The following is a 12,547-nucleotide window of genomic DNA, read 5'->3' as shown; positions in this document are numbered from 1 at the left end:
GTTGTCATGCTCATAGGCACAGCGGCGCGTCGTCGACCTGAAGGTCGCGCGGCAGCGTATACGGAGGAACGCGCTGAACTTCGCGTAAAAGTACGCGCTCAGCTGTTAACCGGAAATCGGGATTTCGGAATATTCGGCTACCTGTAAGAAGGCGCTTTTATGTGTCGAAGTTCTCTGGAGGAAACCGGCCCGACGGGTTCCGTGCGGCTCTGATCAGCCGTGCGGCCGCCGGGGCATCGGTCGGGACCACCGAGGACATCGGACTCGTTCATCTGGGTCGGTAAGGGGAGAGGAGGGTGCGGGCGACGGCACGGCCCGACGCGCCGGTCACGCCCGGACCAGGCCAGGTGGCAGCGCCGATCAGGTAGAGCCCCGGTACGGCGGTGGCGTATCCGCCGCGATGGGCCGCCATGGGGCGCTGAGTGAAGCCCTGGGACAGGGCGTTGTGCCCGGCGTTGCCGTCGCCTGGCCCGGCATTGGGGTTCGCCGCCGCGATGTCCGCGGGACTGAGCAGATGGCGGGCCAGGATCATCTCCTCCAGCCCGGCCACGTGCTGGGCCGCTTCCGCGATCACACGGTCGGCGAATCGCTCGGCCACCGCGTGCGTCCACTCTCCCTCGACGGTGATGTCATGAGCGGCGTCACCCACCGGGTGCAACGGCAGGTCCATGACCTGGAGACGGACGACGGCCGAACCGGCCGGCGCCCGTCCGGGATCGACCGCGCTGGGCTCGTGCCAGGAGATGGAGGGGTGAGCGGGCAGCAGACCGTCCTCGGCCTGGCGCGCGGACGTGATCAGCTCCGCGATGCCACGGCCGAGGTTGACGGCGCCACCCAGGTCGAGGCGGGGATCGCCGAAGTGCGGCTTGCCGGACAGGGCCAGGTTGATCTGGAAACAGCCGCGCCGATAGCGGAACCGCGCTGCCTGACTGCGCACGCCTACCGGAATGCCGGGGGCGTCGCGCAGAAGCCGGCCGTAAAGCCGGCCGGGGGCGGTCGTGGCGACGACGGCCTGAGCGGCGGTGTACGTCGCACCGTCCGTGGTGCGTACCCCGGTGGCGCGTCCCTCGCCGACCAGGATCTCATCCACCTCGGCTCCGGTCACCACCACCCCGCCATGGCGTTCGACGAGTGCGACGAGTGCGGCGACCAAGCGGCCGCTGCCGCCCTCGGGCACCGGATTGCCCGCGGTCAGCGTGGCGGCGAACACCGAGGCCCACAGCGCACCCGCGGCGTCGTGTGGCCCGAGGCCCACGTGCGAGAGCCACGGAAGGAATGCCGAGCGCAGTTCCTCGGAGCGGAACCGGTCGGTGATCAGGTCGTACGCGCTGCCGGCGACAAGCTCCTGAAAGGGCAGCGCGCTCATGGTGCCGTCCGCGTACAGCGTGTCCAGCAACGAGGTCGCCGCGGGCGTGGTCAGCTCCATGCCCAGCAGGGGGAGGAGCGAGTCAAGGTGGGGAGCGAGATCGGCGAGCAGCCCGTTCCATGCCTCCCCTTCGCCCAAGCGGTCCAGTTCCGCGGCCAGCTCGCCGGGATCGGTGGCGATGACCGCGCTGCGGCCGTCGGGCAGCGACGCCCCGGTGGACACCCCGCCCTGCACGTAGCGCAGGCCCAGCTCGGAAAGCTCGCCGCCGAGTTCGGCGAAGACCGGCCCGTTGGCCAGGAGGGGATGCAACGCGGAATAGGTGTCGTGCAGGAAGCCGGGCAGGGTCAGTTCCTCGGTGCGTACGAAGCCGCCGGGCTCAGTGGCACGTTCCAGCAGAGCCACGCTGCGACCGGCCCTGGCGAGGTAGGCCGCCGCGACGAGGGCGTTGTGCCCGGCTCCGACGAAGACCACGTCGAAAGAGCGCTGCGATGAAGACGCACCTATCGAAGAAGAAGACATATCTCCGTACTATCAAATAAAGGTTTTCGGAATTTAGACATATCAAATTCAGGGCATGCCAAAGGGGACGGATGACTTCATGGTGAAGACTCGGTGCCCGAAAATCAGAGCCACATTGTCGGAGAATTCAACTGACTATTGGAAGGAGGTTGTCCATGCCTATTGCACCGTTTCTCATCGGAGGCGCGGATATTCGCCGGCTCGGGGGAGAAAAAGGAGGTCCCCAATGGACTCGGGTTCTCCACCTTGTATTTGTTGCCTCCGTTGAGGAAGGCGGCGCCAATGCCTGTGCGGAGTTGAGATCAGAAGGATTCGCCTGCGCGCTGGTTTCCAGTCCTGGTCGGTGACGACGGCGACGCCCGATGGCGCGCCCGGTGGCGCCCGGTTCGGTCGGATCATTGGCAATGGAAGCCACGCGTGCGAAGGGCGCCATGGTCACGATGTCGGCGAGTGCCGGCGCGGCCGCCCGCAAAGGGCTTGCCCACGCCGGCCACCACGGAATCGGCATGTAAATACGGTAGCATGGTACCGATTTGCGGGTCATCGGGTGGTTCGTCCTGACGCTGATGAGCGCAGTTCGATCGGCGCTCGCTTCTGGCTCGGCCACGCGGGACGGACAGGCCGAACCGGCCGCCGGTTCGCCGGGTCGGGCATGCGCACCCCCTCGCGTCGCGACGGCCCTCCCCGCCACCGAGGCGGTCGGCGTTCACCGGAGACGCTAAACCCGAGCGTTCGCGTCGGGAATCATGTGAAGCTCATAGTCCGACCGGGCCGCCCGCACGACCGGTCGTGCCCGGGGCGCCTCGATTCGTGCGCGCGGGCCTGTCCGAAGGTCGTCAGGGGCCGGACGCCCGCGGGAGGGGGAGCTCGAGGACTACACGTTTCATGGGGTTCGCCGTCCGACATGTCCTGCGGACCTTGGGAGAAGGGGTCATCGCGTGCCATCCGGCGCTGCGCTGCCAGGTGTTCAGCTGAGATACGCCCCGGCGTTATCCGTTCTGGTGATCACTGCCTCATCATCTGCAGGAGAATGTTGGCGATGGCGGGAAAGGCGTGACGTGGGGTGGCGGAGACTCGGTCTTCTGACGCGTTGCCGGGTGATCTGTGGACGCGGGCGGGGATGACGACGGAGGAGCTCGCCGAGGCGTCGGGGGCCGGCGCACAGCTGATCGGTGACCTGGAGCGGGGCCACAGCCGTCTGCCTCAGCGGCGGACACCGGCCGCGCCGGGGCTGTCGCAGGCGGATGAGGCCGCCTTGGTGGCCGCCGCCGGATCCGAACGGGTGGTCCGGCAACCGGGTCCGGCGCAGTTGCCGCCGGACCTGCCGGTGTTCGCGGGCCGTCATCGGGAACTGGCCGAGGCGTTGCGGCTGCTGGATGAGCGGACCGAAGGGGGAGCCACGGTTGCGATCAGCGCGATCGGCGGGATGGCCGGAGTGGGCAAGACGACGCTGGCGGTGCACTGGGCGCATCGGGTGGCCGGCCGCTTCCCGGACGGACAGCTGTATGTGAACCTGCACGGGTTCGACCAGAGCGGTAGCGTGCTGGACCCTTCGGCGGCGTTGAGCGGTTTTCTGGAGGCGCTGGGCGTTCAGCGGGTGCCCGAGTCGGTGGAAGCGCGGTCGGCGTTGTTCCGTAGCCTGCTGGCCGGGCGCCGGATGCTGGTGTTGCTGGACAACGCGCGCGACAGCGAGCAGGTCCGCCCGTTGCTGCCCGGCGGCCCGGACTGTCTGACGATCGTGACCAGCCGTAACCAACTGGGCGGTCTGGTCGCGAGCGAAGGCGCTCATCTGATGAGCCTTGAGGTGTGGCCGGGCGCCGAGGCGCGGGAGGCGCTGGTACGCCGTCTGGGTGAGCGTCGGGTGGCGGCCGAGCCGGAGGCGGTGGCCGAGATCATCGAGCTGTGCGGGCGGCTGCCGCTGGCCGTGTCGATCGTGGCCGCGCGCGCCGGCATCGCCCCGCACCTGTCCCTGGCCGACATCGCGGCCGAGTTGTCGTCGGCCGGTGAACGACTGCACGCATTGGATCTGGGTGAACCGCAGGCAGATGTGCGGGCGGTGTTCACCGCCTCCTACCGCGTGCTCAGCCCCGAGGCTGCACGTCTGCTGCGGCTGCTGGCGATTCACCCGGGGCCGGAGATCTCTCTGGCCTCGGCGGCCTCCCTCCTGGGGGTGCCGCACGCCAAGGCCCGGGCGGCGTCGCGCGAGCTGTGCACGGCGAGCCTGCTCACCGAGCACGCCGCCGGCCGCTATGTCGTGCACGACCTCATCCGTGTTTTCGCCGCCGAACTGCTGGAGCAGGCGGGAGAGTCCGCCCTGGCGCGGCAGCGCCTGACCGAGCATTACGGACACTCGGCCCGCAACGCCTACCTGCTGTACGGGCGGCCGCCCATCGCCGAGCTGGAGGCCCCGGGGGAGGGGATCACCCCGGAGGCGTTCGAGACGATCGCGGCCGCTGGGGTCTGGTACCGGCGCGAGCGCGGCACACTGACCGCGGTGCTGCGTCAGGCCGCGGCTGCGGGTCTGGACCGTGCCGTCGCGCTGATCGTCCTGGACTCGCGTCCGATGAGCGCGGGTTCCGACATCGCGGCAGACGGTCTTCCGCACTCCCTGGCGGCCCTGGAGGCGGCTGTGCGCACTGGGGAAGTCGTCCTGATCGCCGAGTTGGAGCGGACTGTCGGGGCCATGCGGGCGCGAATGGGGAATGCCGCCGCCGCCGAGTCGCACTTCATGCGGGCACTGGAGTTGTTCCGGTCCGCTGGGGATCCGGAGGGGGAGAGCAACACCCTGCGCTCAATGTCCAAGAATGCCCAATTTTCCGGTAATTTTGGCGGGTCTATTGGGTATCTCGACCAGGCGATCGCGGTGTCCGAGCGCGCAGGGCGGCCCCAGTTGCTGGTTCCGGTCCTGGCGGAGAAGTCGCACACGTTGTATGGGCTGGATCGGATGGCCGAGGCGGTCGCCGAGGCCGAGCGTGGGCTTGTCATCGCCGAGGCCAGAGGCATGACGTACTACCAGATATACCTGTTGTCCGAGCTCAGCGGTGCGCTGGTCCCGCTCCACCGGTTCGGTGAGGCCGTAGAGGCGGGAGAGCGGGCCCTGCACCTGCTCGGTGACCACACGGAGTTCCTTCTGGAGTTCGGGCTGGTGCCCGATCTGGCGCTGGCCCATCTGGCAAGCGGGAACCGCGAGCGGGCGCGCGAGCTTCACGATCGGTGGGACACCTACCTCCTGGGCTACGACGAAGATCAGATCACCAGCCTGATAGGTGGGCCGCAGGCCGTCGCGGACACTCTCGCCGTCATGGCCACGGTGAGAATCGGCCTCGGCATCCAGACCCGGGGAGCGTCCGCGATGGCCCGCTCGCTGGTGGACGCGGCGGAGCCGGAGGCGAGCGATTCCCTTCTTCGCGCTCTGGTCGCGGAGATACAGGAAACGGCTCAGGCGCAGGCGGGCGGCTCGACGGCCGGCCTGCCGGCGCTGCTGCTGGCGAGCGCCCGCTCCTACGAGCACCTCGACGTCCGGCGACGCCGCGACAAGCTCCTCACAGCCATGGAAACGCTCTTCCTCACGCGCCACGTCACGCGTGGGGTGAGCCCGCAGGAATTAGCGCGGGAGGCGCTCACCCTCGAGCCTCCCGCGCCCGGCGCGGAGACGGCCGCGGACCTGCTGCTCAGGGGCTGCGCCACGCTCATCGCGGTCGGTTACGCCGAGGCCGTTCCCCTCCTGCGCGCGGCACTTGAGGCCCTGGCACACCCCCGCGTGCTCGAGAACGGCGTTCCCGAGTGGTACGCGCTCGGCGCCGTCGCGGCCCGGATCGTGTGGGACGACGGCGCCCTGCACGAGTGGTCGCGGCGGGTGTCCTCCGGCGCGGGCAGGGACGGCGCACTCGACCGGCTCCGCGCGGCGCTCATGACGGAACAGGCGGCGAATGTCCCGGCTCCGGGCAGGCCGTCGGGGGATGGCGTGGCCTGGGACTCCCTGGGTATGGCGGAGATACTCGCCTGGCAGGGCGACGACCAGGCTCTCAAGGCGGCGGAGCACCTCGACCGCATGGCCGAGGAGTTCGCCGGAGCCGCGGCCGGCCTGGCGCAGAGCGCCCGCACCGTTCTGGCGCTCGGCCGCGGCCGCTATCGTGACGCCTTCGAGGCGGCCCGCCGGTTCTGCGAGCAGGACGTGCTCAACCTGGACCATCATCTGCTTCCCGATCTCATCGAGGCCGGCGTCCGTTGCGGAGAGCGCGAACGGGCGCTGGAGGCGCTGGGGCTGCTGGAGGCGAAGGCCGTCGTGGCCGGGACGCCGTGGGCACTGGGACTCCTGGCAAGGTCGCAGGCCCTGGTCGGGGAGCAGGCGGGCGCTGAGGAACTTCATCTGCGGGCCGTACGGCATCTCGAAAGAACGCGCATGACGGCGGATCTGGCCCGTGCTCATCTGGTGCACGGCGAGTGGCTGCGGCGGCGAAAGCGCCGCAACGACGCCCGCCTCAGCCTCCGTACGGCTTATGAGATGTTCGTGGAGATGGGCGCGGAGGCGTTCGCCGAACGATCCCGGATGGAACTGATCGCGACGGGCGAGCGCGTTTCCGGTGGAGCGGCCGGGGAGCCCGGCGACCTCACCCCGCAGGAGAGGCGGATCGCCCAGCTGGCCGCCGGGCGCGCCACCAATCAGGAGATCGCGGAGGAGTTGTTCATCAGACCCAGCACGGTCGACTATCACCTCAAGAAGGTGTTCCGCAAGCTGGGCGTGACGTCACGGCGCCAGCTGAAGCCCGGCGAGCTGTAAGCGCCGCGGCCCGGGCCGAACGGCCGGACACCGGCCCGAGACGTCGGCGCCCCGTCGGCCCCCACCGCTACGTCAGGGCGAGTCCAAGAGGGCGGCGTTCATCGAATCTCCCAGCGGTTCACGGGATGCGGAGACGCCGCTTTTCCGGGGGTAACCGGCCTGACGGGATGTCTTCAGCCGGGGCCGGCGGAGACTCCGGCCACCGAACAACCGTCAAATGGGCTGATGACCGTCGAAGGGAAGAGTGAGCAGGCCGGGCGGGAACCGGTGCAGGGAGCGGCAGCCGGTGTCGGTGACCACGACCATCTCGCCGGTCTGCACGCCGGCGGTGAAGTCGGGAGTGCAGACGTTGGGCTGCACCACGAGCGTCGTCCCCGCGCGCAGCGGCTCGGCGTGCAGGCCACTCGGGGTGAGATCGCGCCCGCTCAGCACTGGGGGCAGGTAGCCGCCGCCGAGTCCATGAAGGAGGTCGTCGACGGTCGACAGCCCTTCGGCGCGGACGTGCCGCAGGCTCGACAGCAGCTCGGCGGGCAGGACACCCGCGCGCAGGCGGCCCATGACCTCGTCGCGGACCGTCTCGGCGACGGTGTGCAGGCGACGGTAGAGCGCGGTCGGCTCGGCGCCGACCACCGCGGTGCGCAGCAGTTGGGCGGGGTGGTCCTGACCCCATCCGGCGCTGAGCTCGAACACCACGACGGAACCGGGCCGCGTTACGCGCTCGCCCGGCCACTGGGCCGGAACGCAGCGGTCGGGTGCGCTCATCGAGGTCGTCGTGACGTAGCAGATGTGGTGCGTGCCTCCTTCCGCGCGGTAGGCGTGCTCCGCGGCGGCGACCATCTCCCGCTCGCTCGCCCCCCGCCCGGCGGCGTCGAGCAGGGCGGCGGCGGCCAGGTCGGTCAGCGCCGCCGCGTGCTCCAGCCACCGGAGCTCCTCGTCGGACTTGACCATGCGAAGGCGGGTGTAGTGCTCGTCCAGCACCACGACGGCGCTCGCCCACTCGCCGACGGCGTCGCGTATCCGGGCCGGGACCGGACCGACGAGGCCGACCCGGCACGCGGGACCGAGCCGCCGCAGAGCCTGCAGTGCGGCCTGCGCCGGGTCGTCGCCGATCGGGCCGACCTCGTCGTCGAGGCCGGAGCCGAGAACGGTGCGCCGGGCGTCGGGCACGTGGTTGTGGAATCCCACGAGCAGATGCCCCGCTCCGTCCGGCGGCAGCACAAGAAGAGCCTCGCGGGTGACCGGCCAGGTGGTGAGCCAGGGGATGGCACTGCCGGTCCGGTTCGCACCGTACGCGAGGACGACGTCCGCGCCGTGCGCCGCGGCGGCGGCGCGGATGAGCGCGCGCCGGGAATGCAGCTCCCCGGTGCTGAAAGGGGCTGGGGCGATGAGTGGTGATCCAGAGAGCAGCGTTGACATGGCTCACATCATCGAGCAGTATGCAACCGATTGCAATGAGAGGAGAAGATCATGGACGAGCTTGTCGCCTCGGCGGTCTCGCACTGGGCTCCGAGGTTCACGACGAACGGAGTCGCGGTCGCGGACTTCGAGCGCGTGACGTCCGGTCTGAAGGACTGGGACGGCTGGTGCTCCGCGTGGTCGGAGGTGGGAGCGGAGTACGAGGCTCTCGGCGCCGAGGCCATGGGGGAGGGCCGCCTCCGATCGGCGGGCCAGCACTACGTCCAGGCCGCCGTCTGTTATCACTTCGGCAAGTTCCTCTTCGTCCAGGATCCGGGCCAGATGCGCGAGGCGCACCTGGCCGCGGTGCGCTGCCTCGACGCCGCGCTCCCGCACCTCGACCCGCCGGGCCGGCGGATCGAGATCCCGTTCGACGGATCACACCTCGTCGGTGTTCTCCGCCTGCCCCACGGCCCCGGCCCGCACCCGGTGACGGTCATGGTCCCGGGCCTGGACTCGACGAAGGAGGAGTTCCGATCGACCGAGGCGCTCTTCCTCGAGCGGGGCGTGGGAACCTTCAGCGTCGACGGCCCCGGGCAGGGCGAAGCCGAGTATGACCTGGCGATTCGTGGTGACTGGGAGGTTCCCGGCGCCGCGATCCTCGACGCCGTCTCGGCGGAGCCGGACGTCGATCCGGACCGGCTCGGGGTCTGGGGGGTCAGCCTCGGCGGCTACTACGCCCCCCGCATCGCCAGCGGCGACAGCCGGGTGCGCGCCTGCGTCGCGCTCGCCGGGCCCTACGACTTCGGCGGCTGCTGGGAGCAGCTGCCGGCCCTCACGCGAGCGGCGTTCCGCGCCCGCTCCAGGGCGGAGAGCGACGAGCACGCGCGCGAGATCGCGCACACACTCAGCCTCAAGGGGCGGACCGCCTCCATCACCTGCCCGCTGCTCGTGGTCACCGGCAGGCGCGACCGGCTCATCCCGTGGCAGGACGCCGCCCGCCTCGCGGAGGAGGCGGGGGGAGAGACCCGGCTGCTGCTCCTCGACGAGGGCAACCACGGGTGCATGAACGTCGCCGCACAGCACCGCCAGAAGACGGCGGACTGGATGGCGGCCCAGCTCGGAGCGGGTGAGTGAACCTTGACACCCGATCAGCCTCTCAGTAAATTCATAGCAATCGATTGCAAGGAGCCCGCATGAGCCTTGAACCACTCCCGCTGCTGCGCGTCGGGTGGATCGGAGCCGGCCGGATGGGGGCGGCCATGGCACGCCGGCTCGCGCAGGCCGGTGTCGACGTGGCGGTGTGGAACCGGACGTCGTCGAAGGCCGAGGCACTCGTGGCCGACGGCGCGTCGGTGGCCGAGTCGATCGCCGATCTCGCCGACCGCGACGTGGTCTTCACGATGGTGTCCTCATCGGAGGACCTCGAGCAGGTGCTGGTCGGCGAGGGCGGCCTCCTCACCGCAGGCGGCTCCGTTCCCTCGATCATCGTCGACTGCTCCACGGTGTCGACGGAGGCGTCGGCGGCCATGCGGGCGGCCGCTCAGCGGCACGGGGCCGAGTTTCTCGCCTGCCCGGTGAGCGGCAACGGCAAGGTCGTGGCGTCGGGAAAGCTCAGCTTTGTCGTCTCCGGTCCCGAAGAGGTCTACAACAGGGTCGCGCCGCTGCTCGGCGCGATCGGCCGTTCGGCCTCCTACGTGGGGGAGGGGGAGGCGGCCAGGCTGGTGAAGATCTGCCACAACCTGCTGCTCGGCGTCGTGGCACAGTCGCTCGCCGAGATCACCGTGCTCGCCGAGAAGGGCGGCGTCTCCCGGGCGGCCTTCCTCGACTTCCTCAACAACAGCGTCATGGGCTCGGCGTTCACCCGCTACAAGACGCCGGCACTCGTGAAGCTCGACTACACCCCCACCTTCACGCCCGTTCTACTGCGCAAGGACTTCGACCTCGGGCTCAAGGCGGCGCGCGAGCTGGGCGTGTCGATGCCCGTGGCGGCCCTGACCCAGCAGCTGGTGCAGGCCACCATCGGGGGCGGCCGGAGCGAGGAGGACTTCTCCGTCCTGCTCGACCAGATGGCCGCCGCCGCGGGCCTGGAGCTGAAGCCAGAAACCGCCGAGGTCGACGACGGCCTCGGCTCGGGCACATGACCGGCGCGGGCGCCCGGGCCGCGCTCGGACAGGTGACCCGGGCACATGAGGAGACGCGATGAGCAGTAACACAGGGCCACTCGTGCCGGCCCCCGGACGGATGGGCGTGGACTTCGAGCAGCGGGTCGACTTCGGCCGGCTCCGCGACTACCGCCTGGCCCGCGCGCGCGCCGCGCTGGACGCCTCCGAACTCGGCGCGATGCTCGTGTTCGACATCAACAACATCCGCTACATCACCTCGACGATGATCGGTGAGTGGGCGCGGGACAAGATGGCCCGCTACGCCCTGCTGCCCCGTGACGCCGAGCCGATCCTGTGGGACTTCGGCTCCGCGGCCAAACACCACCAGCTGTACGCGCCCTGGCTGCGGCCGGAGAACTCACGCGCCGGGATGCTCGGTCTGCGCGGCTCCGTCGCACCGGAGGCGGGACTGTTCGACCGGGCCGCCCGCGAGATCAAGGGCATGCTCCAGGACGCCGGCGTCGCCCACCTGCCTGTCGGCGTCGACGTCGTCGAGCCCCCCATGCTCTTCGCGCTGCAACGCCTCGGCCTCGACATCCGCGACGGCCAGCAGGTGATGCTCGACGCGCGCCAGATCAAGTCCGCCGACGAGATCGCGCTGCTGTCCACGGCGGCCGCGATGGTCGACGGCACCTACCAGACGATCGTCGACGCGCTCAAGCCCGGAATCCGGGAGAACGAGGTCGTCGCGCTGGCGAACAAGCGCCTGTACGACATGGGCTCCGACGACGTGGAGGCCATCAACGCGGTCTCGGGCGAGCGCTGCAGCCCCCACCCGCACAACTTCACCGACCGCATCATCCGGCCCGGCGACCAGGTCTACTTCGACATCATCCAGTCGTTCAACGGTTACCGGACCTGCTACTACCGCACCTTCGCCGTCGGCCGCTCCACCCCCGCCCAGCGCGACGCCTACAAGCGGGCACGGGAGTGGATCGACATCGCGATCGCCACCGTGAAGCCCGGCGTCGGAACCGACGAGATAGCGCGACTGTGGCCGCAGGCCAAGGACTTCGGGTTCGAGGACGAGATGTCGGCCTTCGGCCTGCAGTTCGGCCACGGTCTCGGCCTCGCGCTGCACGAGCGACCGATCATCAGCCGCCTGAACTCGCTGGAGAACCCGGTCGAGCTCCAGGCGGGCATGGTCTTCGCCCTCGAAACCTACTGTCCTGCCTCCGACGGCTACTCCGCGGCGCGGATCGAGGAAGAAATCGTCGTCACGGAGGACGGCCCGCGGGTCATCACTCTCTTCCCGGCAGAGGAGCTGTTCGTTGCCAACCCCTACTGATCTAGGCCTGCCCGAGACGCCCGCCTTCCGACACGAGGTCGACGCGGAGACCGAGCTCGAGCTCTACCGGTCCATGGAACGGCTGCGCAGGTTCGAGAAGCGTGCCTACGACCTGTTCCTGCAGAGCCTCGTCAAAGGCACCAGCCACCTGTCCCTCGGGCAGGAGGCGATCGCGGCGGCGTTCGGAGCGAGCATGCGCCCCGGCGACTGGACGTTCGCGACCTACCGCGGGCACGCGCACACCCTCGCCCGGGGGGTCGCGATGGCGCCCATCATGGCCGAGCTGCTCGGACGCGGCACCGGCCTGATGGCAGGCAAGGGCGGCTCGATGCACCTGACCAGCGTCGAGCACGGCGTCATGGGCTCCTACGCCATCATCGGCGCCCACCTGACCATCGCCAACGGCGCCGCCTGGTCGGCGAAGCTGCGCGGCACCGACCAGGTCGCGGTCTGCTTCTTCGGTGACGGCACGACCAACATCGGGGCGTTCCACGAGGCCCTCAACCTCGCGGCGACCTGGAAGCTCCCGGTCGTCTTCGTCTGCGAGAACAACCAGTGGATGGAGTACACCCCGATCGGCAGCGTCACCGCCGTACCCCGTCCGGCCGCCGACCGCGCGTCGGCGTACGGCCTCGAGCCGATCGTCGTCGACGGCAACGACGCGACCGAGATGTACGGCGCCGCGCAGGACGCCCTCCGGCACGCGCGCTCGGGCCGGGGGCCGGTGCTGATGGAGGCGCTGACCTACCGGCACGGCGGGCACTCGCGGGCCGATCCCGCGAAGTACCGTCCCGCCGAGGAGGTCGAGCCGTGGCTCCTGCGGGATCCGCTCGTGACCTACCGGGCGCACCTGGTGCGCAAGGGCGTGGACGAGGGGGTGCTGAAGGCGATCGACGAGGAGGTCCTGCGCGAGGTGGACGACGCGACCGAGTCGGCGAAGAACGCGCCGCAGCCGGACCTGACCCTCATCGAGCGCGACGTGTGGGCTGACGGGAGCTCGGCATGGCGCAACTGACGACCCCCATCGACCGCGA

Annotated in this window: 7 protein-coding genes; 5 read left to right on the top strand and 2 right to left on the bottom strand. The window is 70.0% G+C overall.

The window, feature by feature from the left end; genetic code table 11:
• Nucleotides 1–268: 268 nt before the first annotated feature.
• Nucleotides 269–1,837, bottom strand: coding sequence for an NAD(P)/FAD-dependent oxidoreductase (locus DKM19_RS26280; protein ID WP_162641766.1), 1,569 nt, complete (start codon nucleotides 1,835–1,837; stop codon nucleotides 269–271).
• Between the two features lie 1,168 nt (nucleotides 1,838–3,005).
• Between DKM19_RS26280 and DKM19_RS26275 the strand changes: the two genes are divergently transcribed.
• Nucleotides 3,006–6,665, top strand: coding sequence for a LuxR C-terminal-related transcriptional regulator (locus DKM19_RS26275; protein WP_110699054.1), 3,660 nt, complete (start codon nucleotides 3,006–3,008; stop codon nucleotides 6,663–6,665).
• A gap of 213 nt (nucleotides 6,666–6,878) precedes the next feature.
• Here the strand turns inward: DKM19_RS26275 and DKM19_RS26270 are convergent, their stop codons facing one another.
• Nucleotides 6,879–8,081 (bottom strand): Xaa-Pro peptidase family protein, encoded by a 1,203-nt coding sequence (locus tag DKM19_RS26270; RefSeq protein WP_110699052.1) that lies wholly within the window; start codon nucleotides 8,079–8,081, stop codon nucleotides 6,879–6,881.
• Nucleotides 8,082–8,132: 51 nt separating this feature from the next.
• Between DKM19_RS26270 and DKM19_RS26265 the strand changes: the two genes are divergently transcribed.
• Genes DKM19_RS26265 through DKM19_RS26250 form a run of 4 tightly spaced genes read left to right on the top strand, consistent with a single transcriptional unit; the run spans nucleotide 8,133 to nucleotide 12,528 of the window.
• On the top strand, nucleotides 8,133–9,197 hold the full coding sequence (locus DKM19_RS26265; protein ID WP_204358233.1) for a S9 family peptidase: 1,065 nt from the start codon (nucleotides 8,133–8,135) through the stop codon (nucleotides 9,195–9,197).
• A gap of 59 nt (nucleotides 9,198–9,256) precedes the next feature.
• Nucleotides 9,257–10,204 carry an NAD(P)-dependent oxidoreductase gene (locus DKM19_RS26260; protein WP_110699048.1) on the top strand — a complete coding sequence of 316 codons (948 nt, stop codon included), beginning with the start codon at nucleotides 9,257–9,259 and terminating at the stop codon, nucleotides 10,202–10,204.
• 58 nt (nucleotides 10,205–10,262) lie between these two features.
• On the top strand, nucleotides 10,263–11,513 hold the full coding sequence (locus DKM19_RS26255) for a Xaa-Pro peptidase family protein (protein ID WP_110699047.1): 1,251 nt from the start codon (nucleotides 10,263–10,265) through the stop codon (nucleotides 11,511–11,513).
• Complete coding sequence (locus tag DKM19_RS26250) at nucleotides 11,497–12,528, top strand: thiamine pyrophosphate-dependent dehydrogenase E1 component subunit alpha (RefSeq protein ID WP_204358232.1); 1,032 nt, start codon at nucleotides 11,497–11,499, stop codon at nucleotides 12,526–12,528. The genes DKM19_RS26255 and DKM19_RS26250 overlap by 17 nt, the downstream gene beginning before the upstream one ends.
• Nucleotides 12,529–12,547: the final 19 nt, after the last annotated feature.

The organism is Streptosporangium sp. 'caverna', assembly GCF_003203775.1.
Lineage (GTDB): Bacteria > Actinomycetota > Actinomycetes > Streptosporangiales > Streptosporangiaceae > Streptosporangium > Streptosporangium subroseum.
This window is presented reverse-complemented; position numbering and strand designations above follow the sequence as displayed.

Excerpts from the sequence above, each read along its gene's own strand:
- DKM19_RS26275 (WP_110699054.1), top strand. The coding sequence starts at position 3,006 with ATGACGACGGAGGAGCTCGCCGAGGCGTCGGGGGCCGGCGCACAGCTG.
- DKM19_RS26270 (WP_110699052.1), bottom strand. The coding sequence starts at position 8,081 with ATGTCAACGCTGCTCTCTGGATCACCACTCATCGCCCCAGCCCCTTTC.
- DKM19_RS26255 (WP_110699047.1), top strand. The coding sequence starts at position 10,263 with ATGAGCAGTAACACAGGGCCACTCGTGCCGGCCCCCGGACGGATGGGC.
- DKM19_RS26260 (WP_110699048.1), top strand. The coding sequence starts at position 9,257 with ATGAGCCTTGAACCACTCCCGCTGCTGCGCGTCGGGTGGATCGGAGCC.
- DKM19_RS26265 (WP_204358233.1), top strand. The coding sequence starts at position 8,133 with ATGGACGAGCTTGTCGCCTCGGCGGTCTCGCACTGGGCTCCGAGGTTC.